We start from the raw sequence: 25,692 nt of genomic DNA, 5'->3' as shown, positions 1-25,692 counted from the left end.
TTGAATCTCATTTGATTCAAGGCGAAATAGTGGAACGTTTACAAAAATGACGCCTGACGAATACTGCAAAGATAAAGCGGCAAAAAGCGGCTCCAGCTTTTACTATAGCTTTATGTTTTTGCCGGCTCAGAAAAGACAGGCCATTACCGCTCTCTATGCCTTCTGTCGTGAAGTCGATGATGCTGTCGATGAAATAGCCGATCCGGAAGTTGCTGCAAAAACTCTAGCCTGGTGGCGAACTGAAATTGCACACACCTTCAACGGTACAGCGACTCATCCTGTTGGTAAAGCTTTGCAAGTCTCATTGCAACACTTTGAGCTGCATCAGGAATACTTCATGGAAATCATTGATGGCATGGAAATGGATTTGCACCAGCAAGACTATGTCGCTTTCAAACATCTGGCACTCTATTGTCACCGTGTCGCGAGCGTTGTCGGCTTGCTTGCTGCTGAAATCTTTGGTTACCAAAACAGAAAAACGCTCAAATATGCTGAAAAACTTGGACTAGCCTTTCAGATGACCAATATCATCCGTGATGTCCGGGAAGACGCTGAACGAGGTCGTATTTACCTGCCACAGGAAGATCTCGACCGGTTTGGTGTCACCAGTGCGGATATTCTTGCTTTCAGACAATCGCCTGAACTTACCGACTTATTAACATTCGAGGCAGAACGTGCCCGCCAGTTTTATCTGGAAGCGAAAACTGCTCTGCCTGAAGAAGATCGCTATGAACAACGCACCGGTCTGATCATGTCTGCCATTTATGAAACCACACTGGATGAACTCGAACGTGAAGGCTTTCAGGTGATGAAACATCGGGTATCGCTGACCCCCATAAGAAAACTCTGGTTAGCATGGCGAACCGCACGTAAAGAAAAAAAATACGCTCAATGACAACCATCATCGTAGGAGGTGGCTGGAGTGGCCTGGCAGCAGCAGTCCGGCTCACTCAAATGGGCGAAACAGTGCATCTTTTCGAAGCGGCAAAGCAACTTGGTGGAAGAGCCCGGAATATATCATGGCAGGGACTGGATGTTGATAATGGTCAGCATCTGCTTATCGGTGCCTATTCTCGCACTCTTGACCTGCTGAAAACCGTCGGTGCCAGTGAGTCAGTCTTATTCCAGCGTAAGTCACTTGATTTAACTATCCATCACCCAAACTACGCGCCCCTGCTTATTAACGCCGGTAAGACCTTACCCTGGCCTCTCAGCGTTGCCTGGCAATTATGGCGTGATAATGGCTTCACTGTTTTCAAGCAGGTATCTCAACTATTAGTAGCGTGCCAGGGCTTATCGAAGAAACATGACCTCAGTGTAAAAAGCTGGCTAAGTCAGCATAAACAGTCAGCAAGGCTGGTAGAGCAACTATGGGAGCCTTTATGTTTGGCCATGCTCAACACGCCCATAGAGCATGCTTCAGCCAAAGTCTTTTCTCACGTTCTGACGGAAACCTTCCGTAAACGGCGTAACACAGATTTACTGCTCACAACTCACCCCTTGGGTGATAGCGTACCGCATCACGCAGCGGCATTTATTGAACACCATGGCGGCAAAATTAGCCGACAGTCACGTGTAAAACAATTGAACATCCACAATAAAGCGATCACAGGTATTACGCTCGAGAATGAAGTATTTATTCCAGCAGATCATGTCATCGTTGCTACCAATCCAAAAGCAAGCCAGTCATTGTTAACACCACACATCTCATTTACCGACCCTGGTAGTTATCCGATTACCACGGTGTATTTGCAATACTCATCCGATATTCGGCTGTCTCAGCCTATCGTCGGTCTGTCAGGCACCATCAGTCAGTGGTTATTCGAGCGTCATGACATAAAACCGGGACTGGTTACCGTGGTCATCAGCGGTCCCGGCGAGCACGAACGTCTTGATAAAGCCGCTCTGGTTGAAAAGGTCGCAAAAGAAATTAAATGGCTTATGCCTAAGTTGCCAGCGGCGCCCTATGAGGCCTATGTTATCCGTGAAAAACGAGCCACTTTTGCCTGCAACGTTGACATTGAGCAACAAAGGCCCAACAATCGGACTGAGATTATGGGCTTATGGCTCGCCGGCGATTATATAAAGAATGGCTACCCAGCAACGTTGGAAGGCGCTATCATAAACGGTGAGCAAACTGCGACCCAGTTAATGGAACATCAGCACGCTAGTCGCTAAGCTTGTAGTCGATTGCTATACTCAAAATTTTTACACTTATAACAATAGGGAATACCATGTTGAACCATATTCGTTTAATGTTTATCGCTTTATTCATGGGTCTGTTTTTAGTTGCCTGTGGTGACGATAGCAGCACTCAAGAATCCGCACCCGCTGAAGAAATGTCGTCGGAAGAAATGGCAACTTCAGGTGATGAAGCTACTGCTGATGAAGAAACTGTCTCTGCTGAAGGCATGACAGAAGAAGAAGCTATAGCAAAATGGGGTGAACCTGATGTGACTCAAACACATAAGATTGATGCTCTGACTGTTACTCTTCACGAATGGCACGGTGAAGATGGCATCACTGCTGTGCAATTCCAAAACGGCGTTGCAAAATATAGCCAGTTCATCCCGGCTAACTAAGCTTGATGCAACACCCCGCTGAGGGCGATCAGCTCAACGATCACATAATTCTTATCACCGGTGCCGCCCGCGGCATCGGTGCCTCAGTAGCCAAAGCCTGCGCCGCTCAGGGCGCTACAGTTATTCTGCTGGACAAGCAGCTTAAACTGCTGGAAAAAGTCTATGATGAGGTTGAACAGGCTGGTTTCAGTACGCCTGCCATTTATCCTCTCGATCTTAAGGGCGCGAGCGAGCCTGACTATCAACAGTTAGCCACAAGCATTAGTGATAATTTTGGGCGTCTTGATGCTGTCATTCATTGTGCCGCAACGCTGGGACAACTTGCACCGGTTGAACATCAGGATACTCAAACCTGGTTGGAAACCCTGCATATCAATCTTACAGCGGCTGTTTTACTTACCAAGGCTTGCTTGCCTTTGCTTAAGAAACAACAGAGCAGCACATTAATTTTTACAACCGATTCGCACAGCCATAAAGCCTATTGGGGTGCATATGGCATCAGCAAGGCTGCAACTGAAGCCTTTGCAGCTCAACTGAGTGACGAATTGGAAGCGCAAGCTCATGTAGCCGTTCACTGCATCGACCCCGGCGATACCAAAACAGAATTATTTGCACGCGCCTTTCCGGCTAAGGATCCAACTGAATTACCTGAAGCTGATGAAATTGCCCTGCAATATCTTAATTTATTATGTGACCAGGGTCACAGACAAACCCGGTAAAACTTGATCTCTTCGATCGTCAATTCTCTGACGTTATTTTCTATATACCTGATTTTATTCAATAAAATTTAATTGGCACACTTATAGCAAGTTAATTATTAATCTTGTTAAGGATGTGCTTATATGGAACATCAGATACATAGTGGAACGGCAAAACTTACCTTACTTGAGGGAGGCCGTAATGCTAATCAAAATATAGAAACGACCAAAACTGAAACGACAGCAAAGGTCTTTGCCCGCCTGCCCAGCATTCTGCAAACCACATTGATGTTGGAAGAATTACTCGCCCTGTTTCAGGAACAGACGCAAGGCATTCTCGGTTTCGATAGTTTCCATTTTCTACATCAGGGTGTCTGCCAGGTCGACAGTGACAAAGCACATCATCATCGCTGTCACTACAAACTGGAAATGAATGGTAGTTATCTCGGTGACCTGACACTGACGCGAAGACATAAATTCACGGACAACGATATCAAGCTGCTGGAAGATTTACTCTGCCTGCTGGTCTACCCGATTCGAAATTGCTTGTTATACCGGCAAGCACTAGCGTCAGCATTAAAAGACAGTCTAACCGGGCTGGGTAATCGCGCAGCATATGAAAGTAGTCTTACTCGGGAAGTTGATTTAGCAAGACGTCACAATCAAGATCTGACACTCGTCATACTAGATATTGATAACTTCAAAGCCATTAATGACAACTATGGTCATAATAGTGGCGATCGTGCCTTGAAAGTATTGGCCGATACGATTATTCAAACCCTTCGTCTCAGTGACGTGGCATATCGCTTTGGTGGTGAAGAGTTTGTATTGCTACTGAATAATACCAATAGTGAATCTGCCAGCATTGTGGCTGAACGTATCCGTATCGCCGTATCAGAGATCCTCTGTCACGACGGCAAGCGGAGTTTCGGATTCACCGTCAGTTTAGGTATTGCACAACTTCAAGCTGAAGAGCAAGGCTACCACCTATTCGAACGCGCTGACATGGCCTTGTATCAGGCCAAACAGACAGGCCGGAATGTCACTGTCTGTGCTCCCGCTATCGCAGAAGCATAGTAGCTCTATCGGCCCCGAATCCGTGGTGATCGTTTCGATGTTTTTTCCTGTGGCTGTTTTTTGCCGCGGTAAGGCGATTCTTTTTTGGCTGTTGCCTGATTTCTGACCGCTTTTTGCTGTCTTTTGCCGGTTTTCTCTACCTGTATTGGTTTCATACCTGCTTGTTCATAGAGATGGTCCAGATCGGCACCTTCCACTTTGGTCCAATGACCCATACGCAGGTTATTCGGGATAATAATCGGCCCATAACGAACCCGCATCAGACGACTGACCTGTACACCCTGACTTTCCCATAAACGTCTCACTTCACGGTTACGACCTTCCTGGATCACCACGTGGTACCAGTGATTGGCTCCTTCACCACCGGACTCCTGAATATCGGCAAAATGTGCTTCGCCGTCTTCCAGCATGACGCCATCACGCAGATTCTGCATGATCTCTGGTGTTACTTCACCAAGTACACGGACGGCGTATTCACGGTCCATCTCATTAGAAGGATGCATCAAACGGTTAGCTAATTCACCATCTGTCGTCAATATGATCAGACCGCTGGTGTTTAAATCCAATCGGCCCACACTGACCCAACGTCCCTGCTCTGGCGTAGGCAAAGCCTGAAAGATTGTACGACGTCCTTCTGGATCATTCCGGGTGCAGACTTCACCTACAGGTTTGTTGTATAGGATGACTTGTTGCGGTTGTTGCCAAAGGCGCTTCGGTGACAGAGGTTTATTATCCAGTTTCAGTCTGTCGCCTTCGCTGATTTGGTCACCCAATGTCGCCGTTTCGCCATTACAGCTAACCTTGCCCTCTTTGATCCAGGTTTCAACCTGACGTCTGGAGCCATAACCAGCCCGTGCCAGTACTTTTTGAATTCGTTCAGCCATAAATAACCTGAGTGACCTTTATTTATAATTCAGACCCATAGCGGATCTGACTTCTATGAGAGTTTCTTGCGCTACTTCGCGCGCTGCAGCTGTACCATCATCAATAATACGACGTACATCCTCCGGATGCTGACTAAAATCATTGGCCCGTTCACGAATCGGCTTCAGCTCTGCTGTCACAGCATCAATTAGTGGCCCTTTGCAATCCAGACAACCAATACCCGCACTTCGGCAGCCTTCCTGGACCCATTGTTTTTGATCTTCGGTGGCATAGACTTCATGCAACTGCCAGACCGGACAGCGATCTGGATCACCCGGGTCACTTCGACGTACACGATTGGTATCCGTCGGCATACGTTTAATCTTATCTGCCAGTGCGTCTTCCGGCTCACGAAGAGAAATCGTATTGCCGTAAGATTTAGACATCTTTTGACCATCCAGCCCAGGCATTTTGGACGCTGGCGTCAGTAACGCTTTGGGTTCCGGCAAAATAACTTTACCCGCACCTTCCAGATAGCCGAATAAACGTTCCATATCACCCAGAGCAAGATTCTGTTGATTTTTCAACAGCGCACGAGCTGTGGCTAATGCCTCACCATCCCCCTGTTCCTGATAGGCTTTCCGAAGATTGTTATAAAGCTTGGCGTTTTTCTTACCCATTTTTTTAATTGCCGATTCCGCTTTTTCTTCGAAATCTTTCTCACGACCGTAAAGGTGATTAAAGCGTCGTGCTACTTCTCGTGTTAACTCAACATGGGCAACCTGATCTTCACCAACAGGTACCTGGCCGGCACGATAAATCAGAATATCAGCACTCTGCAGCAGGGGATAACCGAGAAAACCATAGGTCGATAAATCTTTTTCTTTTAACTTTTCCTGCTGATCTTTATACGTCGGAACGCGTTCAAGCCAAGATAACGGCGTCATCATCGACAGTAACAAGTGCAGCTCTGCATGTTCCGGTACTTTTGACTGCAGAAATAATGACGCCGCTGAAGGTTCAATACCGGCTGCCAGCCAATCCATGACCATTTCCCAGACACTGTCTTCAATAACATCACTTTCTTCGTAATGAGTAGTTAACGCATGCCAGTCCGCAACAAAAAAGAAGCAGTCAAACTCATGCTGTAACTTGATCCAGTTTTTCAGTACACCGTGATAATGACCCAGATGCAATCGTCCGGTAGGACGCATGCCTGAAACAATTCGACGGGACTGTAAAGCTACTGTATCCAAAATGTTCTCCTGATATTAGCCTGACCAGCGCTATAAAATGCTGAATATTTGAGGTGGCAAACTAAAAATCAGTGCCAGCACGTTCAACAAGCCACTGATCAAAGGCCACAAAACCATGCCGAGGATGCCGAAATACAACAACGCCAGCAAAATAAAAAATCCATACGGTTCCATACGGCTCACCTGCCAGCCCATCGGGCCTGGCAACACGCTCACCAAGACTCTGCCTCCATCGAGAGGTGGGAGTGGTAACAAATTGAGCATCATCAGCATCGCATTAATGAGGACCCCGGCAACGCCCATAAACATCATTGCCTCACCCATCACAACACCTGATTGCGCCAGAAATAGACCTATCTTCACGACTAATGCCCAGATCGTCGCCATCACCAGATTCGCGGTCGGCCCTGCAAGAGCGACCCAGGCCATATCCGTTTTAGGCTTACGTAGGTTTTGATAGCTGATCGGTACGGGTTTCGCCCAACCAAAAACAAAACCGCTCATCAGTAACAATAGCCCAGGCACTAATAAAGTCCCAATCGGATCCACATGTTTGATCGGATTCAATGTCAGGCGCCCCATCATTTGAGCCGTTCTATCCCCTAACTTAAGTGCCACCCAACCATGCGCAACCTCATGCAAGGTAATCGCAAACAGAACCGGAATCGCCCAGATAATAATTTTCTGGAGCAGGCTGAATTCAAGCACTGATTTTTTCCCGACCACCCATATAAGGTCGCAATGCCTCCGGAATAGTTATAGAACCATCCACTTGTTGATGATTTTCCAATATCGCCAACAGGGTACGTCCGACTGCCAGCCCTGAACCATTCAGGGTATGTACCAACTCAGGTTTACCGGTTTCAGGATTCCGCCAGCGAGCTTGTAAACGTCGCGCCTGAAAGTCACCGAAATTACTGCAGGATGATATTTCACGATAGGTATCCTGGCTGGGTAACCACACTTCCAGATCGTACGTTTTAGTAGATGAGAACCCCAGATCACCTGTACACAGATTGACCTTACGGTAAGGCAACTCCAGCATTTGAAGAATTTTTTCGGCATGGGCTGTTAGCTCTTCATGTGCCGCTGCAGAGTCCTGCGGACGAACAATTTGCACTAACTCCACTTTTTCAAACTGATGCTGACGTATTAAACCACGCACATCGCGACCATGTGATCCTGCTTCACTTCGAAAACAAGGCGTATGTGCTACAAATTTCAACGGTAGCGAGGCATTTTCAGTGATCGTGTCACGGACAATATTGGTGACCGGCACTTCAGCCGTGGGGATCAGGTAAAACTGACCATCATCCACTTTGAATAAATCTTCTTCAAACTTAGGCAATTGCCCCGTGCCACGTAAGGAATCAGCATTGACCAGATACGGGACATAGGTTTCTGTATAACCATGCTCTTCACTGTGGGTATCGAGCATAAACTGCGTTAAAGCGCGTTGTAACTTTGCTAACGGACCGGATAAAGTGACAAATCGAGCGGCACTGATTTTTGCTGCCGTTTCAAAGTCCATGCCGTTGAGATCAGCACCTAAATCAATATGATCTTTAGGCTCAAAATCAAATTGGCGAGGCTCGCCCCAACGTAATATTTCTTCGTTATCGTCCTCGTCATTCCCTACTGGCACATCAGCATTTGGAATATTGGGAATGCCCATTGCAATATCGTTGATCTTTTCAAGGACAGCGCTCAGTTCTGCTTCCGCTGTTTTATGCCGATCACCCAGATCTTCAATTTCTTTAAGTAACGGCGCAATATCTTCACCGGCCGCTTTCGCTTTACCTATATTTTTGGAACGGCTGTTACGTTCTGTCTGAAGTTCCTGTGCTGCCAACTGGGCTGTTTTTCGATCTTGCTCCAGTTGCGCCAACTGCTCTAAGTCCAGTTGAAAACCACGACGAGCAAGTTCTTTTGCCACTTTCTCGGTTTCATTTCTTAATATTTTCGGGTCTAACATGTTCTAAATTCCAGATTGTGCAGGCCAACTCACGATGTGGTCCGGTTTGACCATACCCTCCAGTTGTTCAATTATCAGGTTTACCCGCTCAGGGATATCATAAAATTCAATAACGACAGGTAATTCTGACGACAAATCCAATATCGACGCTTTGTGAAGCTTATGGTCACTTCCTAAGCCAGCGACGCCACGAAAAACAGTAAAGCCACGCACATCCGATTTTTCCATCCACCGAAGTGTTTTGTTTACCTGATCGCGCCCATCGGCAAGATAAACCCGGACCATTATCACATCTATACGCTTCATAACTGTCTCCCAACACTGATACCAACCCATGTTGCAACCAGACAAAATAAAACGCTTAAAATGACGTTCATCATCGCTCTTAAGAGTTCGCCATCTTCCAGCAAAGCTATCGTTTCCATAGAAAATGTCGAAAACGTGGTAAATGCACCAAGAAGGCCGACTAGAATCGCTGACCGCCATTCAACGGAAACAATTTGTCTTTCCACCATCGTGATGAATAAAAATCCCATTAGCAGCGAGCCGAGAACATTAACAGCCATCGTGCCGTAAGGAAAGTCCCTACCTACAACTCGATAGATATTATTGGAGAGAATGAATCGCAACACTGCACCTACTGCACCACCAGCAGCAATCGCTAGAATCTGTTGCACAGAATAAATTCCTAAGAGTTCAAAACCTATAGTTTAACGCATTACATCGATTCTCTCGCAACTGATTGGTTTTTTACAAAAAAGCTTTGGGAATCGCACAATCTGAACACATGGTAAAAGCTATTAACGCAATTCAGGTTTCAAATCCCCTGCGGCGTAATGTTCAACCATCTTACTCAATGGTATTGCCTTAATTTTACTGGCATGACCGGCACTACCAAATGCTTCATACCGTGATTGGCATATCGTCTGCATTGCTTGTGTTGATGCTTTGAGAAATTTACGAGGGTCAAAAACCGCTTTGTTAGACTCATCCATCAGAAACTGCCGAACTGCGCCTGTTGATGCCATGCGAAGGTCGGTATCAATATTGACCTTACGCACACCGTATTTGATGCCTTCGACTATTTCTTCCACCGGTACACCATAGGTCTGGCCAATATCGCCACCATGGGTATTGATAATCTTCAACCAGTCCTGTGGTACCGAACTGGAACCATGCATGACGAAATGGGTGCTTGGCAGCTTTTTCTGCAATGTTTTCAAGTGGCTTATTGCCAGAATATCACCGGTGGGAGGCTGGCTAAATTTATAGGCGCCATGACTCGTGCCAATCGCGACAGCCAGCGCATCTACTTCGGTCAATTTGACGAATTCGACTGCCTCATCCGGATCAGTGAGCAATAAGCTGTGATCTAAAGCGCCTTCAGCACCATGACCATCTTCTTCGCCCATCATGCCTGTTTCCAATGAACCCAGACAACCAAGTTCACCCTCAACTGAAACCCCACAGGCATGAGCCATATCCGTCACTGTGCGGGTCACTCTGACATTGTAGTCAAATTCTGAAGGGGTCTTCATATCTTCCAGTAGTGAACCATCCATCATTACAGAGCTAAATCCGGACTGAATAGAACGAGCACAGATGTGGGGAGCAGCACCATGATCCTGATGCATTACTAGCGGAATATGTGGATATTGTTCAACCGCGGCTTCAATAAGATGCCTGAGAAACGGCTCACCGGCATACGAGCGTGCACCAGCACTGCCCTGCATAATCACGGGGCTATCCACGGCGTCTGCAGCCTGCATAATCGCGTGCACCTGTTCCATGTTGCTGACATTAAAGGCGGGTATACCAAATTCATGTTCAGCTGCATAATCCAACAATTGGCGCAATGAAACGAGAGCCATATTTCCTCCCTAGCTAGAAACTGCGGTTTATTCGCAGCTTTGTTGTTTATTCTGAGGTTCGATCATGGAGCCTACCTGCACCAACTTAAGTGCATTGGTACTACCGGCCACTTCAAGATCACCTTTTGTAATGATTACTATATCACCCTCAGTCACTACGCCGCGACGCTCCAGTTCGTCAATCATGTCACGATTTAGTGTGACGTGATCATCGTGAGTACGTGAAAACAGAATGGGATAAACACCGCGATATAGCGTCACTCTTCTGGCGGTATATTCATGGGGTGTCATTGCAAAAATCGGAATGCCTGAGCTGATACGTGACATCCATAATGTGGTAGAGCCGGATTCCGTTAACGCAGCAATAGCTTTTACACTCAGGTGATTGCCAAGATACATGGCTCCCATCGCAATCGCTTCATCCATCTGCTCAAAATGCGAATCGATCCGGTGGCGGGAAACACGGATCTCACGCTCCTGTTCAGCTTGTAAACAAATACGGTGCACTGAGGCAATCGTTTTGATTGGGTTTTTACCGACAGCCGTTTCACCGGAAAGCATAACCGCGTCTGTGCCATCCAGAACGGCATTGGCCACATCAAACACTTCAGCCCGGGTAGGGATCGGATTTTGGATCATCGATTCCATCATTTGCGTGGCAGTGATGGTAATGCGGTTCATTCGTCGTGCCATCCCGATAATACGTTTCTGTATCGGTGGCAATGCTGCATCTCCCATTTCTACACCCAAATCACCGCGCGCAACCATTATGGCATCTGACGCAATAATGATTTCCTCAATCGCATCCAGGGCTTCTGCACGTTCAATCTTGGCAACAATAGCGGCATGACCACCTGCTTCTTTTAACAAACGTCGAGCTTCGTGAATGTCATCGGCTGATCGTGGAAAAGAAACAGCAAGATAATCGGCTTCCAATTTTGCCGCAGTGATAATGTCCTGTTTGTCTTTATCCGTTAAAGCGGCGGCAGATAAACCACCACCTTGACGATTAATCCCTTTGTTATTGGATAGTTCACCACCAACTGTCACTTGCGTTGTGATTTTTGGTCCTTCGACCTTATCCACCATCAATACAATACGGCCATCATCAAGTAATAGGATATCGCCCGCAGCGACATCATCAGGCAGGGCTTTGTAATCAATACCAACTTGCTGCTCATCGCCAGCATTCGTATCAAGGTCGGCATTAAGAACGAAATAATCGCCCTCTTTTAAATTCACTTTGGCATTTTTGAATCGCGCAATACGAATCTTGGGACCCTGTAGATCTGCAAGAATACCGACCGGCTTATTACTTTTTTTAGCACGTTCGCGGACGAGATTAGCCAGTCCAATATGTGCATTGGGATCGCCATGAGAAAAATTCAGTCGCACCACATTCATGCCGGCGTCAAACATGGCATCCAATACTGCCGGGCTTTGCGTGGCTGGCCCCAGAGTCGCAACAATTTTTGTTCGTCTAATGGCCGTCACTATGAACTCCTTAATTTAACTTGAGGCAGCGCGTTGTTCTAAAATCTCAACAGCAGGCAGCTTCTTACCTTCCAGGAACTCCAGGAAAGCACCGCCGCCAGTGGAAATATAGGAAACATCGTCGCTGATATGGTATTTGGACACCGCCGCCAGCGTATCACCACCACCGGCTATCGAGAAGGCATCGGACTCAGCAATCGCCATAGCGATTTCTTTGGTGCCTTCTCCAAATTGGGTAAATTCAAATACACCGACCGGTCCATTCCAGACAATAGTGCCTGCGTTTTTAAGAATCTCTACCAACTTTTTGGCAGTTTTTGGACCAATATCGAATATCATATCATCGTCCTGCACATCAGCAACCGCTTTTGTCTCGGCCTCTGCATTCTCAGCAAACTTTTTGCCGCACACGACATCAGTCGGTACCGGGATATCGCCACCTCGTGATTGTGCATCGGCCTGTAAGCTTTTACAGGTATCAATCAAATCTTTTTCATACAAAGAATTACCTACATTGCCACCATCAGCCGCAATAAAGGTATTCGCAATACCTCCACCCACTATCAATTGATCGACTTTTTTGGATAAGGTTTCAAGCACTGACAGCTTAGTGGATACTTTAGAGCCTCCTACAATTGCCACCAAAGGACGGGCTGGATTATCCAGAGCTTTACCCAGAGCTTCCAGTTCGCCGGCAAGTAAAGGTCCCGCACAGGCTATTGGTGCATATTTTGCCACGCCATGTGTTGAGGCCTGAGCTCGATGAGCAGTACCAAAGGCATCCATCACAAACACGTCACACATTCTTGCCATACGTTTCGATAATGCTTCATCATTCGCTTTTTCACCCATATTGAAGCGGACGTTTTCGCACAACACAACTTCACCCTGTTCTACCGGAATGAAGTCGGGTTCGAGCCAGTTTTGTTCCAGTCTGACCGGTTGTTTTAATAACGCCGACAGGTAATTGGCTACAGGCGCCATCGAGTACTGATGCTCGTACTCACCTTCCGTGGGTCGTCCGAGATGGGACATAATCATGACCCTGGCTCCAGCGTCCAATGCAGCCTTGATTGTCGGCAAAGACGCATGAATACGAGTTCCATCTGCAACCACACCCTTTTTTAGGGGCACATTGAGATCTTGTCGGATTAGGACTCGCTTGCCGGTCAGATCCAGGTCAGCCATCTTGATTACGGACATATGAAAACTTCCTCGTCAAAAAATTTAAAACAGTGAGCAGGCATATCAGTATAACGCTCACCTACTTTTCAGGGGGCATAAAAAAGGCTTCCTGTGACCAGGAAGCCTTGATTAAATTACATCAGTTATACCGAATAATGACTAACCAACATGCTGCACGAGACGCATCATGTTGCATGTATAGCCATATTCATTATCGTACCAGGCAACTACTTTGACAAACGTACCATCCAGCGCAATACCGGCACCGGCATCAAAGTTAGATGGTGCAGTATGTCCACGGAAATCGGTCGACACGACGTTTTCTTCAGTATAGCCCAGCACATCTTTCAACTCGCCCTGTGCCGCTTTTTGCATAGCCTGGCAAATCGCGTCGTAGCTGGTGTCTTTCTCCAGTTCAACAGTCAGGTCAACAACAGAGACATCTGACGTAGGCACGCGAAATGCCATACCAGTCAGTTTTCCATTCAGGTCAGGTAAGACTTTACCCACCGCTTTAGCTGCACCGGTTGATGACGGAATGATATTTTCCAAAATACCACGACCACCACGCCAATCTTTCATCGATGGGCCATCCACTGTTTTCTGTGTTGCCGTTGCCGCATGTACCGTCGTCATCAAACCGCGCTTGATGCCAAAACTGTCGTGTAATACTTTAGCAACCGGTGCCAACGCATTGGTCGTGCAGGAAGCGGCTGAAACAATGGACTGACCGTCATAGTCCTTGTGATTCACACCATAAACAAACATCGGTGTATGATCTTTGGAAGGCGCTGACTGCACCACTTTCTTAGCCCCTGCTTCGATATGGGCCTGACAGCTATCTTCTGTCAGGAAGAAGCCGGTACACTCAATCACCAGATCCGCACCCACTTCATCCCATTTTAAATCAGCCGGATTACGTTCAGCAGTGATACGAATCGTTTTACCATTAACCACTAAATTACCGTCTTTAACATCAATTTCGCCATGAAATCGTCCATGGACCGAGTCATATTTGAGCATGTAAGCAAGGTATTCAGGATCCAATAGATCATTGATAGCAACAACTTCAATATCCGTGAAATCTTTTATCGCTGCGCGAAAAGCCATACGTCCAATACGGCCAAAACCATTAATACCTACTCGAATCGTCATGCTAAATCCTCTTAAATTCATTTATTGTCTAAAAACTACAATCTGATCAGATTACACTTTTTAAACCTGAAAATACCAGATAAAAAAAAACCAGTGGGCCGTGAAGCCCACTGGTTATTTTTATATGAACGTATAAGTAACCTAAAAGATTACAGTACGTCTTTGACTGTTTTAACTACGTTTTCAACAGTGAAACCGAAGTGTTTGAACAGATCTGGACCTTTGGCTGATTCACCGAAGGTGTTAATACCAACACTTCCGCCTTCCAGACCAACATATTTCGCCCAGAAGTCAGTCACACCAGCTTCAACAGAAACACGCTTAACACCCGGTGTCAGAATGCTATCTTTGTATGCTTGGTCTTGGCGATCAAACACATTGGTTGAAGGCATAGAAACAACGCGTGCTTTTACACCGTCTGCTTTCAGTTCTTCCTGTGCTTTAACAGCCAAATCAACTTCAGAACCTGTCGCAATAATAATCACGTCAGCTGCGCCACCTTCTGCTTCAGACAGCACATATGCACCTTTACGGATTGCATCGAAATCAGCTGCTTCGTGTTTACGACCAGGGATACCCTGACGGCTGAATACCAGGCTTGAAGGACCATCCATACGTTCGACAGCAGCAGTCCAAGCGACAGCAACTTCAGTTGCATCTGAAGGACGCCATACATCCATGTTCGGGATGTAACGCAGACCGGCTGTATTTTCGATTGGTTGGTGAGTCGGACCATCTTCACCCTGACCGATAGAGTCATGGGTCAGAACAGCGATGGTACGGATCTTCATCAATGCAGCCATACGCAATGCAGACTTAGCATAGTCAGAGAACATGTGGAACGTACCACCGAATGGAATCAGACCACCGTGCAATGCCATACCATTCATGATCGCGAACATACCAAATTCACGTACACCGTATGAGATGTAGTTACCTGGCTCTTTACCAGAAACGTGTTTAAAGCTTGGGCAACTTGTCAGATTAGAACCTGTCAAGTCAGCAGAGCCGCCCAAAAATTCAGGCAACACAGGTGCTAACTCTGTGATAACCATTTGCGATGCTTTACGAGATGCTACGCTTGGCGCATCTTCGTTGATCGCAGCGATCATTTTGTCAGTCGCTTCTTTCCAGTTAGCTGGCAACTCACCCGCCATGCGACGTTTGAATTCTGCAGCCAGTTCTGGGTATTCAGCAGCATACGCATCGAACTTTTTGTTCCATTCTGCTTCAGCTGAATCGCCTTTCGCTTTTGCATCCCAACCTGCGTATACATCTTCAGGGATAACAAATGGCTCAGATTCCCAGCCCAACTCTTTACGAGTCAATGCAACTTCTTCATCACCCAGCGCAGCACCGTGGCAGTCATGGCTTGCAGATTTGTTTGGCGAGCCGAAACCGATGATGGTTTTAGTACAGATCAGAGAAGGTTTGTCAGTGACTTTCTTCGCCGCTTCGATAGCAGCGTTAATAGCGTCTGAGTCATGACCATCTACTGATTGAACGTGCCAGCCATATGATTCAAAACGTTTAACCGTATCGTCTGTGTACCAACCATCGATGTGACCATCGATAGAGATGTTGTTGTCATCCCAGAATGCGATCAGATTACCCAGACCCCAAGTACCGGCCAGTGCACACGCTTCATGTGAAACACCTTCCATCAGACAGCCGTCGCCCATGAACACGTATGTGTTGTGGTTAACAATGTCATGGCCTGGTTTGTTGAACTGATCCGCCATCAGTTTTTCAGCCATAGCAAAACCAACACCGTTGGTAATACCTTGACCCAGAGGACCAGTGGTTGTTTCGATACCTGGTGCATAACCATATTCCGGGTGACCCGCACATTGTGAGTGCAGCTGGCGGAATGATTTGAGTGAATCCATTGGCAAGTCGTAACCTGACAGGTGCAGCAATGAATAAATCAACATAGAACCGTGGCCGTTAGACAAGATAAAACGATCACGGTCAGCCCAATTTGGGTTATTAGGGTTGTGTTTCATATGATCGTTCCACAACACCTCGGCGATATCCGCCATACCCATAGGCGCACCTGGGTGACCAGAATTCGCCTTTTGTACTGCATCCATACTTAAAGCACGGATTGCATTAGCTAAATGTCTACGTGTAGCCATTTTCTACATTCTCCTATTAAAAAAAGTTAAGCTGCTCGCCATTTTATCGAGCAACCCATACTAGGTATTTGATTTTCCGGGCCGTGGCCTGTTTCAGTGACCTGTTGCATAGCTTCAAACAGATCTCGTCTTACATCCGTTGCTGCAGCTTCTTTCCTGCTGGCATCCAGACGACCGCGGTATTGTAACTGCAGGTCTTTGTTATACCCGAAAAAGTCAGGGGTGCAGACGGCCCCATATTGCTGGGCGATCTGCTGTGTTTCATCATATAAATAAGGAAATGAAAACTCATGTTCCTGCGCAAAACGCTTCATATTGTCGAAAGAGTCTTCAGGATATTCATTCACATCGTTCGACATAATGGCGACCGAATTCATACCCATCTGTTTGAGTTCATTGGTGTCACGAACTAAGCGTTCAATAACTGCCTGAACATAAGGACAGTGATTACAGATGAACATGACCAACAAACCATTTTCACCGCGGCAATCATCCAATGTCCAAACTTTGCCGTCTGTTCCCGGCAGAGAAAAATCAATGGCAGGTAAGCCAAAGTCACAGACTGGTGTCTCTAAAGCCATAAACTCTCACTACAGTTGCTGTTTCTCGCGGTTTCAGATGATAAATTTTTTTATGAAACCCATTCGGAGTTCTGCATATTACCAGACAATTTCAATAATGCGAAATCATGCTACCACCAGAGTTAGGGCAGGATAGGCTTTTGTATCGCGGGAAGAAACTGGTCATCTCAGGCTACTCGGATACCCGCTGAATTACTCTCTTACACTGCTGAGTCTTGTATTTTAGCGCAAGCAAAAAAATGTGCACTGGAGGATAATACCTGCGTCGCTAACGGATGCTCTGTTAGCATAAGTGATAATTGTTCATATTGATGCCACTCAATTAACAGAATTACACACACGAATGATTTACTGTGGCATTTCATTATTCCCGAACTCATACCGATTATATATGGCTCAAAAAAAAACTCGCAAATCTACCAAGCGCAAAGCACCACGCCGTAACAATAAAAAGACTCACTCAGGCTTTATCAGTAAATCCACTTTATTCAAAGTGTTGTTCACGCTTCTGGTATTACTGGGTTTGCTCACGTTATTTCTTGACGTACAGATTCGAAGCCAGTTTGAAGGCAAGCGTTGGGCTGTGCCTGCAAAAGTATATGCACGCCCGTTAGAACTCTATGCCGGCGCACCGCTTTCGATTAAAGATTTAAAGGTTGAATTACGCGGCCTCGGCTATCAAATTGTCAGTAAAGCCTCACAGCCAGGCCAAGCTGCATTCTCTTCATCACGCGCTATCATTTCAACGCGTGGTTTCAACTTTACCGACGGCAGGGAACCAGCTCGCAGACTGGTGCTCGATTTTAATCGCGGTGCGGTAACCTCGCTGAGTGAGACCAGTGGCAATGATCTGGCACTGGTCCGACTCGAGCCCGTTTTGATTGGTGGCATTTATCCACTCAATAATGAAGACCGCGACCTGATCAAACTGGAGGACGCCCCACAGACTCTGATTGATGCCTTGATAGCAATTGAGGATCGCGATTTCTATGACCATCACGGTATTTCACCTAAAGGTATTGCCAGAGCGATGGTCGCCAATATCAAAGCCGGTGGTTTTGTCCAGGGCGGCAGCACCCTCACTCAGCAATTAATCAAAAACTTCTATCTTACTTCTGATCGCAGTCTGATTCGTAAGCTGTTGGAAATGCCCATGGCAATTCTTCTGGAAGCACATTACAGCAAGGAAGACATTCTCGAAGCTTATTTAAATGAGGTATATCTGGGGCAGGATGGTTCACGCGCCATTCATGGCTTTGGTCTGGGCGCTAATTATTTCTTCGCACAGCCGATTCAAGAGCTCAAGTTGCATCAAGTGGCGTTAATGGCAGGCATGGTGAAGGGCCCTTCTTATTATGATCCTCGTCGTCATCCCGAAAGAGCAATCTCGCGTCGAAATCTGGTACTGAAAGTCTTACGCGAACAAGGTGAAATCACACAGCAACAATATCAAAAAGCATCAACGGCGCCACTGGATATTGTCAAAAAAGGCACCTTATTAAAAGAAGCCTATCCTGCGTACCTCGATTTGGTGAAACGACAACTGCGTCGCCACTACCGCGATGATGATCTAAATTCAGAAGGTTTACGTGTTTTCACCAGTCTGGATCCTATTGCCCAGAGTCAAGCTGAAACAGCCTTAAAATCAACTATTACTAGTCTCGAAAATGCCTATGGTAAACGGGTTGAGAAACTACAGGGGAGCATGGTTGTAACTGATCCCCAGACCGGTGAAGTCCTCGCAGTGATTGGTGATCGTAACACCCGCTATAAAGGCTTTAACCGAGCGCTGGACTCCTTGCGGCCTATCGGTTCACTGGTTAAACCAGCTGTCTACCTGACCGCTTTGGAGCAGGGTTACACTCTCAGCAGCCCTCTGGATGACTCGGCATATACTCTGGATTTACCTAATGGCCAGACATGGAAACCCCAAAATTTCGGGAAGAAATCGCATTCACAGGTGACGTTCATCGAAGCACTGGCACATTCCTATAATATTTCCACAGCACGATTAGGCATGGAGATAGGATTGGATAAAGTCATTGATACCTTAGTACGACTCGGTGTTAAACGTCGTTTCGATGCCTATCCTTCTCTATTATTAGGAGCACAGGGGCTATCTCCACTTGAAGTGGCAACCATGTACCAAACCATTGCAGCGAATGGTTTTCAAATGCCACCAAGAGCAATACGAACCGTCACAGATAGTGAGGGCACAGCTTTATCCAGCTATCCATTTCAGCTCAAACAGACTGTGGATACCGATGATATTTATTTGCTGCAAACAGCGATGCAAGAGGTCACACACACGGGCACAGCAAGCAGTATTTATCAGAGCCTGCCCGCATCAATTAATGTTGCAGGTAAGACTGGCACATCGGATGACCAACGTGATAGCTGGTTTGCCGGCTTCAGTGCTAATCGTCTTGCCGTCGTCTGGCTGGGAGAAGATGACAACAGCCCGTTGCCATTTACCGGGTCCGGTGGTGCGCTTAAAGTTTGGAAACAGTTTATGGCTTCGCAGCCTCTGGAATCATTTCATGCTGCTACCCCGGAAAACATTGAATGGTTATGGATAGATCCCGATAATGGCAAACTCTCAGCCGAACATTGTGAGAACGCCCGTCAATTACCGTTTATCAAAGGCACTGAGCCCGAACTCAGTGCGGACTGTTCTGCCATGTCGGATGAAGAAAAAGATCCCGTCTCCCGCTCGATTGACTGGATTAAGGACTGGTTTGAATAAGGAAAACTTATGACTGCTGTAGCATCACGTTTTTTCATCACTGTTGGCTTATTAATACTGGTATCCGCCTGTACGGTCGCGCCCACTTATAAACCGCAACCACCCGTTGATGATCGTTCTGATCGAACAGAGCCGCCCCAGCCACAGCAAGACGACAGATATGAGCCCTATGATGAACCGGCTCAGACTTCACCAATGCCGGATGCTGAGCCTCGGCCCCAATCTGAACCCGCCCAACAACCGCAGGTGCAGCAAAACTCGGCAGTGATTGCCTTGCTGGATAATGCCGATCAATCTCGCGCAACAGGAGACTACCGGGCTGCCCAGAGTAGCTTACAACGGGCTCAACGTATCGCTCCCCGCGATCCCGAAGTCTATTATTCACTGGCGCTCACGCATATGGAGCTGGAAGATTATGGCTTAGCTGAACAGGTTACACTGAAGGGGGTTTCCGTCGCACAGGGCAATCGTAATCAACTAAAACGCCTATGGAACCTCATTGCCAAAATTAGACTACGGGCAGGTGATGCGTCAGGTTCCCGTGATGCTACAGCCAAATCATCAAGATACTGATTTTCGCTTACCCCTCTTCAAGTTGTCGACAGAGGTCGGGAAATGCTGTCATAGTCTCGCCAATACCACTGATATCAAACACTTCGAGTTTGTTTAACAATAGCTGTGCATAGTTGATCACAGGTCGAAATTGTTGCTTTTCACCCAATGAGAGTAATTGTGCAGAAAATCGCTTAATATCACTGATATCATTGCTCTCGTAAGCTCTTTTCCATTCCAGTTCTATGGTTTTAAGTCCATCTAACACATCGGGTAGAACCGACAATTCGTGCTCAGTCAAATTAACCACATTCGGCACATTTTCTAATGAGCCTGATTGATGTTTGAGGTAATTCGCTAACTTGGCAAATAATTCCTGCTTCTTGACTGGCTTACGAATATAATCATCAAAATGTTCCGATTTGAGGCGATCAAACTCATCTTTCATTACAGATGCAGTCAAAGCAATAATCGTCATATCCGGGCTGAATTGCTTAATTTTGGCGGCAGCCTGATAACCATCCATCACTGGCATTCTCAAATCCATTAATACCAGATCAACAGAATTGTTTTTGATCATTTCCACGGCAATTCGACCGTTTTCGGCCTCTAGTAATAGGATTTCACTACCAGTAAATATTTCTCTGATTAAGAGACGGTTATTTTCAATATCATCGGCTAATAAAATAGTAGCTGATTCAAAGTTGATCTGAGGGAGTGTGGTGTCGAACTGCTCATCCGGCTGCGATGCAGCAATAGTTACATTATCCAGAATTACCGTGAAAGTTGATCCAACGCCCTGTTTACTCTCTACAGTAAGCGTTCCTCCCATTAACGTAACCAAACGATGACTGATTGACAGACCCAGCCCTGTGCCACCAAATTTACTTAAATTCTGTCCTTGAGTTTGATGGAACTCTTCAAAGATCGTGTTTAATTGCGACTCAGGAATACCGATGCCGGTATCTTCGATATCCAGACGAAGGCTTAATGTTTCAGAAATTTTATCATTGCGTACGGTGCTGGCACGCAGCGTAATCGACCCCGTCTCTGTGAATTTGACCGCATTACCAATCAGATTAACCAAAACTTGTCTGAGTCTTACGACATCAAGCATAAGACCCGACGGAATATTTGGATCGACTTCCAACAATAACTCCACACCTTTGGTTCGCAGCGTTATCTGGAATATTTTGGCAAGCTCATCAAACATCAAATGAGGGTTGCTTGCTGACTTAGTGATTTCTAACTTATCCGCTTCGATCTTAGATAAGTCGAGAATATCATTTATAAGCAAAAGCAGATCATTCCCCGCCGACTGAATTGTTTTAACATAAGACTTAAGTTTGGGTTCTTTAACCTTGTCAAACAGTAGCTCAGTAAACCCAATAATCGCGTTCATGGGAGTACGAATCTCATGACTCATATTTGCCAGAAATTCAGACTTGGTTTTATTGGCGACATCAGCTTTTTCTTTAGCCTCACGTAAGGCCTCTTCGATCTCAAGTCTGTCAGTCAGATCTACAGCAATGGCGAGTAAAGCTTCTTTTCCATAATATTGAATCGGCATAATTGACACCATCATGGATCGTTTCTCGCCATCAAAGCGCTTGAACTGAATAATTTTCTGATTGATAGAACCTTTTTCCCGCAACTCCTGCATGACTTTTTGTCGTTGTTCTGGATCAACATAAAAATCAAGCATATTGAGATTTCCAATATCTTCCAGAGAGACTTTATAATCCTCCAAGGCTTTTGGGTTTACTGTAATAATCCCACCGCCATAGTCTGTCACAGCGACTTGGAGAGGGATACAATCAATCAACTTCTGAGTCTGTGCTTCAGCTCGTCTACGACGTTTCACTTCTAGGGCCAACTTTCTGTTCCAGTACAAAACGATGATTAGGAACAGTAAAAATCCAGCCACAACTTTCGCTACCACCCCATAGTCAATACGAGAGGCGAATTTGTATTTACCCCAATTCTCCAGAATCTGTTGTTTCTCAGTCAGACTTATATCAGCTATGGCCCGATTAAACATTGAAACTAATGGTTCATTGTCAGGATGAATGGCAAATGCTAATTCCGTCTTAAATCGGGTTTCACCCACAATCCGAATGTTATTAATACTCAGTTCTGAAATGTGGTAACTTGCCTGCGCTAATGTGGCTATCAAACTATCTATTTTCCCGGTGGATACCGCTGTCAGTCCAGACTGAATCGTGTCGACCTCCAGAAATGTTATATCTGGATATGCTTTTTTTATAGTTTCTACATAGCCATAATCCTTGATCATAGCGAGTCGTCGATTGCTTATCTGCTCTATTCCTTCAACATATGTCTCATTCTCTCGCATCACAATAACGATAGGACTTGTTAAATATGATTGAGTGAAATTAAGGCTATTAGATAATGTGGAATCACGCGTTTCAGAGATCACATCAACTTTACCCTGTCTCGCCAGCGCCACAGACTCGGTCCAGTTGCTGGTATGAATAAAATCAACATTGAGGCCAAGCTTATCGGTAATGAGTTTCAAATATTCAGCCACAATACCGATATATTGCCCCTCTCTAGTGAAAGCTTCATAAGGCAACCAGTTCGGGTCACCGGTAAAAGTGATACTTGGATTAGCATCCAGCCAAGTCTGCTCGGCATCTGATAAGTTCAGGCCAGGTTTATTGATACTGAAACTCTGGGCAAACCATTTATCGTGAATCGTACGCTTCTGACTGATTGTAATTGCATCAAGTCCTTTGCGGATGATGGAAGCCAGCTCCGGAGCATTTTTTTGCGTCGCAATATGGATAAACTCATTGCCAATATCGCGTGTTGATTCGAGGGCAACAATACTGTTGATGGCGAGTTTTTCCAGTAAAAATCTCACCACAGCATAGTTGTCATAAATCAACTCAGCACGCCCTTCCAGAACGGCATCAATTGCGTCACCAACACTCTTGACTTCAATGATTTCAAGTGAAGGAAAGTGACTTATAATCAACTGGTTATGTGCGTCATCCTTCGGAACTGCAACACGCATTCCGTCCAGATCCGATCGTGACTCGGCAACAATATCATCTCGAATGAAAAAATAATCCAGCATCTCATGGTAAGGACTGGAAAAATTCATAAATTGTTCACGTTCCGGCGTCCTGTAGACAGCTGGCAACAGATCCAGTTCAGCATTCCGAAAACGGTGCAGGTTTTCACTCCAGAGACCCACTTCATAACGAAAATTTAGACCGGTGTGAGCTGAAATGAGTTCTAGATAATCTCTTGCTAGTCCCGTGTAGTCGCCGCTGTTAGATACAAAATCAAATGGCGCCCAGTCAGTGCCGCCACCAACGATGATCTCGGGATGTTGCTTAATCCAATCACGCTCTTCAGCCGATAGCGTAATAGAGATATGAGGTTCAGAACGGGCCTGATCGGCACTCACCACAGAACACAATGTCAGTAGCAATAAAGCTGAAATTATGAGAAACCGCTTGAACTCACCTGCTTCAGGATGTAGCAGCATCCTAGACACTATGCCTAACTTTGTTCCAAGATGGTGACAAAAGCATCCAGATTTTCAGTAAGCAAATCTACCAGTTGCGGATCAAAGTGGCTGCCACGGTGTATCTTGATAAAGTCAATCGCCTCTTCAAGCTCCCAAGCATCTTTATAACAACGTTTATGGGTCAAGGCATCCAATACGTCCGCAATGGCTACGATACGTCCATAAATATGAATATCGGCTGCTTTCAATCCTCGTGGATAACCACTCCCATCCCATTTTTCATGGTGTTCGTGAGCAATAATAGCTGCTGCTTTGGTCAATTTACGCTTTGACCCCGCTAATAATTGATAAGCATTGGTCGTATGCTTTTTCATGATATCGAACTCTTCAGGGGTGTAGCGACCTGCTTTATGCAAAATTTCGTGTGGCACAGTCATCTTGCCGATATCGTGCATCGGTGAGGCATGATAAAGCGTATCAGCATCATCATCATTGAGGGTTGGATGTAGTTTGGCCAATAAGGAGGAAAGTTCTGCAACCCGGCGTATATGCTTTCCCGTCTCATCGGAAGTTGATTCCATCAACTCAGTAAGTAACCAGATGAGGTCCTTCTGACTAGCCTCGAGTTCCGATAACAGACGTTGTTCATTAAATTTGTTATGGGTTTCGAGATTTATATTTTGCTGTTTTAGCCATTTTTTTGCCTGATACAGCTGAACATGAGTTCTGACTCTGGCGAGCAGCTCGGCGGAGTGAAATGGCTTAGTGACATAATCAACACCACCCAGTTCAAAACCTTTGGAAATAGAATCAACATCGGAGCGAGCCGTGAGAAAGACAATTGGAATATCTCTAATGGCTGGTCTAGATTTAATTTGCCGACAAACTTCAAAACCATCTATGCCGGGCATCATGATATCTAAGAGAATAAGATCGTAATCTGTCTCTTCGTTATCAAGCATGGATAAAGCTTTATGACCGTCATTCGCAAAAGAAAACGCGTAGTTATCTTCCCTCAACAAGTTCATGGCAACCTGAATGTTGTCGGCAACATCATCTACAATCAGGATTTTTGCATTCATAGGCATCAGTCTATTCCTTAACCGTCCTAACTGATTATATAGACAAAAATTCCTGGATGTACAGTTAAGCCAGAATCCCTGAAAGAAGGACCTAAAAATTGTACCGTTTTAAAGTCCTAAGACATCCTGCATATCAAATAGACCGTTATCATGCTGCATCACCCAGCTTGACGCGCGCATGGCGCCGAAAGCAAAAGTCATTCGACTGGAGGCTTTATGGGTAATTTCGACACGTTCACCTTCGGCAGCAAACATAACCGTGTGATCTCCGACGATATCACCAGCTCTGACCGTAGCAAAACCGATGGTGTCACGATTACGTTCACCTGTGCGACCTTCACGGCCATATACGGCACATTGCTTTAAATCTCGACCCAATGCATCGGCGACGACTTCTCCCATACGCAAGGCTGTACCGGAGGGTGCATCAACTTTATGACGGTGATGCGCCTCAACGATCTCAATATCTACATCGTCACCCAAAACGCGGGCGGCAATATCCAGTAGTTTGAGTGAGAGGTTCACACCAACACTCATATTCGGCGCCAGTATGATTGCTACTTTTTCCGCCGCCTCTTCAATTGCTTGTTTTTGATCGTCATCAAACCCGGTTGTACCAATCACAGGTCGACAATTATTAGCAACGCAATGCGGTAACAGTGCCATTGTGACTTCCGGCAAGGTGAAATCGATGATAATGTCTGAGTCTTGAGTGGCCTTGGCAACATCAGCTGAAATAGCGACGCCAAGCATACCAACACCGGCCAGTTCACCCGCATCCGCTCCCAACAAAGAAGATTCAGCCCGGTCGATAGCGGCACTGAGTTCTAATCCCTCAGTCTGATTTACTGCCTGAATCAAGCAACGTCCCATGCGGCCAGCCGCACCATTAATCGCAATCTTAGTTGCCATTTGTCTTCCTTACATTCAATTC

Annotated in this window: 22 protein-coding genes; 7 read left to right on the top strand and 15 right to left on the bottom strand. The window is 46.0% G+C overall.

Annotation, left to right across the window (positions count from 1 at the left end):
- Positions 1 to 46: 46 nt before the first annotated feature.
- From hpnD to ACTF5U_RS05630, 5 genes are all read left to right on the top strand, one after another.
- Complete coding sequence (hpnD, locus tag ACTF5U_RS05650; RefSeq protein ID WP_438970667.1) at positions 47 to 895, top strand: presqualene diphosphate synthase HpnD; 849 nt, start codon at positions 47 to 49, stop codon at positions 893 to 895.
- The gene (hpnE, locus tag ACTF5U_RS05645) at positions 892 to 2,178 is read left to right on the top strand and encodes a hydroxysqualene dehydroxylase HpnE (protein WP_438970666.1); all 1,287 of its coding nucleotides are present in this window, start codon (positions 892 to 894) and stop codon (positions 2,176 to 2,178) included. Before hpnD ends, hpnE begins: the two co-directional genes overlap by 4 nt.
- Before the next feature lie 56 nt (positions 2,179 to 2,234).
- Positions 2,235 to 2,582 carry a hypothetical protein gene (locus ACTF5U_RS05640; protein ID WP_438970665.1) on the top strand — a complete coding sequence of 116 codons (348 nt, stop codon included), beginning with the start codon at positions 2,235 to 2,237 and terminating at the stop codon, positions 2,580 to 2,582.
- 5 nt (positions 2,583 to 2,587) lie between these two features.
- Positions 2,588 to 3,301, top strand: coding sequence for an SDR family NAD(P)-dependent oxidoreductase (locus ACTF5U_RS05635; protein ID WP_438970664.1), 714 nt, complete (start codon positions 2,588 to 2,590; stop codon positions 3,299 to 3,301).
- A 123-nt stretch (positions 3,302 to 3,424) separates the two neighbouring features.
- The gene (locus ACTF5U_RS05630) at positions 3,425 to 4,357 is read left to right on the top strand and encodes a GGDEF domain-containing protein (RefSeq protein WP_438970663.1); all 933 of its coding nucleotides are present in this window, start codon (positions 3,425 to 3,427) and stop codon (positions 4,355 to 4,357) included.
- Positions 4,358 to 4,362: 5 nt separating this feature from the next.
- Here ACTF5U_RS05630 and rluB read toward each other — a convergent pair whose 3' ends face one another.
- The 12 genes from rluB to ACTF5U_RS05570 all read right to left on the bottom strand — a co-directional run bounded on the left by rluB (position 4,363) and on the right by ACTF5U_RS05570 (position 16,876).
- Positions 4,363 to 5,241, bottom strand: a complete 879-nt coding sequence (gene rluB / locus ACTF5U_RS05625) for a 23S rRNA pseudouridine(2605) synthase RluB (protein WP_438970662.1) — start codon at positions 5,239 to 5,241, stop codon at positions 4,363 to 4,365.
- A gap of 18 nt (positions 5,242 to 5,259) precedes the next feature.
- Positions 5,260 to 6,477, bottom strand: coding sequence for a tryptophan--tRNA ligase (locus ACTF5U_RS05620; RefSeq protein WP_438970661.1), 1,218 nt, complete (start codon positions 6,475 to 6,477; stop codon positions 5,260 to 5,262).
- Between the two features lie 30 nt (positions 6,478 to 6,507).
- Positions 6,508 to 7,185 (bottom strand): site-2 protease family protein, encoded by a 678-nt coding sequence (locus tag ACTF5U_RS05615; RefSeq protein WP_438970660.1) that lies wholly within the window; start codon positions 7,183 to 7,185, stop codon positions 6,508 to 6,510.
- Complete coding sequence (gene serS, locus ACTF5U_RS05610; RefSeq protein WP_438970659.1) at positions 7,178 to 8,452, bottom strand: serine--tRNA ligase; 1,275 nt, start codon at positions 8,450 to 8,452, stop codon at positions 7,178 to 7,180. Before serS ends, ACTF5U_RS05615 begins: the two co-directional genes overlap by 8 nt.
- 3 nt (positions 8,453 to 8,455) lie before the next feature.
- Positions 8,456 to 8,758, bottom strand: coding sequence for a DUF190 domain-containing protein (locus ACTF5U_RS05605; protein ID WP_438970658.1), 303 nt, complete (start codon positions 8,756 to 8,758; stop codon positions 8,456 to 8,458).
- Entirely contained in the window at positions 8,755 to 9,129 is a 375-nt protein-coding gene (gene crcB / locus ACTF5U_RS05600) for a fluoride efflux transporter CrcB (protein WP_438970657.1), read from the bottom strand. Before crcB ends, ACTF5U_RS05605 begins: the two co-directional genes overlap by 4 nt.
- 123 nt (positions 9,130 to 9,252) lie before the next feature.
- Positions 9,253 to 10,323 carry a class II fructose-bisphosphate aldolase gene (gene fba / locus ACTF5U_RS05595; RefSeq protein WP_438970656.1) on the bottom strand — a complete coding sequence of 357 codons (1,071 nt, stop codon included), beginning with the start codon at positions 10,321 to 10,323 and terminating at the stop codon, positions 9,253 to 9,255.
- 27 nt (positions 10,324 to 10,350) lie between these two features.
- Positions 10,351 to 11,817: a pyruvate kinase gene (pyk, locus tag ACTF5U_RS05590; protein ID WP_438970655.1), complete on the bottom strand. Its 1,467-nt coding sequence runs from the start codon at positions 11,815 to 11,817 to the stop codon at positions 10,351 to 10,353.
- 15 nt (positions 11,818 to 11,832) lie between these two features.
- Positions 11,833 to 13,020: a phosphoglycerate kinase gene (locus ACTF5U_RS05585; protein ID WP_438970654.1), complete on the bottom strand. Its 1,188-nt coding sequence runs from the start codon at positions 13,018 to 13,020 to the stop codon at positions 11,833 to 11,835.
- A gap of 141 nt (positions 13,021 to 13,161) precedes the next feature.
- A complete protein-coding gene (gene gap, locus ACTF5U_RS05580) occupies positions 13,162 to 14,157 on the bottom strand; it encodes a type I glyceraldehyde-3-phosphate dehydrogenase (RefSeq protein ID WP_438970653.1) in 996 nt (331 codons plus the stop codon).
- A gap of 149 nt (positions 14,158 to 14,306) precedes the next feature.
- Positions 14,307 to 16,295, bottom strand: a complete 1,989-nt coding sequence (gene tkt, locus ACTF5U_RS05575; protein ID WP_438970652.1) for a transketolase — start codon at positions 16,293 to 16,295, stop codon at positions 14,307 to 14,309.
- 26 nt (positions 16,296 to 16,321) lie between these two features.
- Complete coding sequence (locus ACTF5U_RS05570) at positions 16,322 to 16,876, bottom strand: thioredoxin family protein (RefSeq protein WP_438970651.1); 555 nt, start codon at positions 16,874 to 16,876, stop codon at positions 16,322 to 16,324.
- A 391-nt stretch (positions 16,877 to 17,267) separates the two neighbouring features.
- Here ACTF5U_RS05570 and mrcB point away from each other — a divergent pair, with 391 nt between their 5' ends.
- Both mrcB and ACTF5U_RS05560 read left to right on the top strand, forming a co-directional pair.
- Positions 17,268 to 19,622, top strand: a complete 2,355-nt coding sequence (mrcB, locus tag ACTF5U_RS05565) for a penicillin-binding protein 1B (protein ID WP_438970650.1) — start codon at positions 17,268 to 17,270, stop codon at positions 19,620 to 19,622.
- A 9-nt stretch (positions 19,623 to 19,631) separates the two neighbouring features.
- Positions 19,632 to 20,195: a tetratricopeptide repeat protein gene (locus tag ACTF5U_RS05560; protein WP_438970649.1), complete on the top strand. Its 564-nt coding sequence runs from the start codon at positions 19,632 to 19,634 to the stop codon at positions 20,193 to 20,195.
- 7 nt (positions 20,196 to 20,202) lie between these two features.
- Here ACTF5U_RS05560 and ACTF5U_RS05555 read toward each other — a convergent pair whose 3' ends face one another.
- The 3 genes from ACTF5U_RS05555 to dapB form a co-directional block, all read right to left on the bottom strand.
- A complete protein-coding gene (locus tag ACTF5U_RS05555) occupies positions 20,203 to 23,694 on the bottom strand; it encodes a transporter substrate-binding domain-containing protein (RefSeq protein ID WP_438970648.1) in 3,492 nt (1,163 codons plus the stop codon).
- Between the two features lie 14 nt (positions 23,695 to 23,708).
- Complete coding sequence (locus ACTF5U_RS05550) at positions 23,709 to 24,764, bottom strand: response regulator (RefSeq protein ID WP_438970647.1); 1,056 nt, start codon at positions 24,762 to 24,764, stop codon at positions 23,709 to 23,711.
- Between the two features lie 102 nt (positions 24,765 to 24,866).
- Positions 24,867 to 25,670, bottom strand: coding sequence for a 4-hydroxy-tetrahydrodipicolinate reductase (gene dapB, locus ACTF5U_RS05545; protein WP_438970646.1), 804 nt, complete (start codon positions 25,668 to 25,670; stop codon positions 24,867 to 24,869).
- Positions 25,671 to 25,692: the final 22 nt, after the last annotated feature.

The sequence above is a fragment of the Methylophaga sp. genome, from assembly GCF_965655755.1.
In the GTDB taxonomy this organism is placed as follows: Bacteria; Pseudomonadota; Gammaproteobacteria; order Nitrosococcales; family Methylophagaceae; genus Methylophaga.
Note: the sequence above shows the minus strand (reverse complement) of the source record. Positions and strands in the feature narration are given on the sequence as shown.

Excerpts from the sequence above, each read along its gene's own strand:
- ACTF5U_RS05640 (WP_438970665.1), top strand. The coding sequence starts at position 2,235 with ATGTTGAACCATATTCGTTTAATGTTTATCGCTTTATTCATGGGTCTG.
- ACTF5U_RS05550 (WP_438970647.1), bottom strand. The coding sequence starts at position 24,764 with ATGCCTATGAATGCAAAAATCCTGATTGTAGATGATGTTGCCGACAAC.
- ACTF5U_RS05555 (WP_438970648.1), bottom strand. The coding sequence starts at position 23,694 with ATGCTGCTACATCCTGAAGCAGGTGAGTTCAAGCGGTTTCTCATAATT.
- ACTF5U_RS05570 (WP_438970651.1), bottom strand. The coding sequence starts at position 16,876 with ATGGCTTTAGAGACACCAGTCTGTGACTTTGGCTTACCTGCCATTGAT.
- tkt (WP_438970652.1), bottom strand. The coding sequence starts at position 16,295 with ATGGCTACACGTAGACATTTAGCTAATGCAATCCGTGCTTTAAGTATG.
- mrcB (WP_438970650.1), top strand. The coding sequence starts at position 17,268 with ATGGCTCAAAAAAAAACTCGCAAATCTACCAAGCGCAAAGCACCACGC.
- gap (WP_438970653.1), bottom strand. The coding sequence starts at position 14,157 with ATGACGATTCGAGTAGGTATTAATGGTTTTGGCCGTATTGGACGTATG.
- hpnE (WP_438970666.1), top strand. The coding sequence starts at position 892 with ATGACAACCATCATCGTAGGAGGTGGCTGGAGTGGCCTGGCAGCAGCA.
- fba (WP_438970656.1), bottom strand. The coding sequence starts at position 10,323 with ATGGCTCTCGTTTCATTGCGCCAATTGTTGGATTATGCAGCTGAACAT.
- ACTF5U_RS05630 (WP_438970663.1), top strand. The coding sequence starts at position 3,425 with ATGGAACATCAGATACATAGTGGAACGGCAAAACTTACCTTACTTGAG.
- rluB (WP_438970662.1), bottom strand. The coding sequence starts at position 5,241 with ATGGCTGAACGAATTCAAAAAGTACTGGCACGGGCTGGTTATGGCTCC.
- serS (WP_438970659.1), bottom strand. The coding sequence starts at position 8,452 with ATGTTAGACCCGAAAATATTAAGAAATGAAACCGAGAAAGTGGCAAAA.
- dapB (WP_438970646.1), bottom strand. The coding sequence starts at position 25,670 with ATGGCAACTAAGATTGCGATTAATGGTGCGGCTGGCCGCATGGGACGT.
- ACTF5U_RS05585 (WP_438970654.1), bottom strand. The coding sequence starts at position 13,020 with ATGTCCGTAATCAAGATGGCTGACCTGGATCTGACCGGCAAGCGAGTC.
- ACTF5U_RS05635 (WP_438970664.1), top strand. The coding sequence starts at position 2,588 with ATGCAACACCCCGCTGAGGGCGATCAGCTCAACGATCACATAATTCTT.
- hpnD (WP_438970667.1), top strand. The coding sequence starts at position 47 with ATGACGCCTGACGAATACTGCAAAGATAAAGCGGCAAAAAGCGGCTCC.
- ACTF5U_RS05605 (WP_438970658.1), bottom strand. The coding sequence starts at position 8,758 with ATGAAGCGTATAGATGTGATAATGGTCCGGGTTTATCTTGCCGATGGG.
- ACTF5U_RS05560 (WP_438970649.1), top strand. The coding sequence starts at position 19,632 with ATGACTGCTGTAGCATCACGTTTTTTCATCACTGTTGGCTTATTAATA.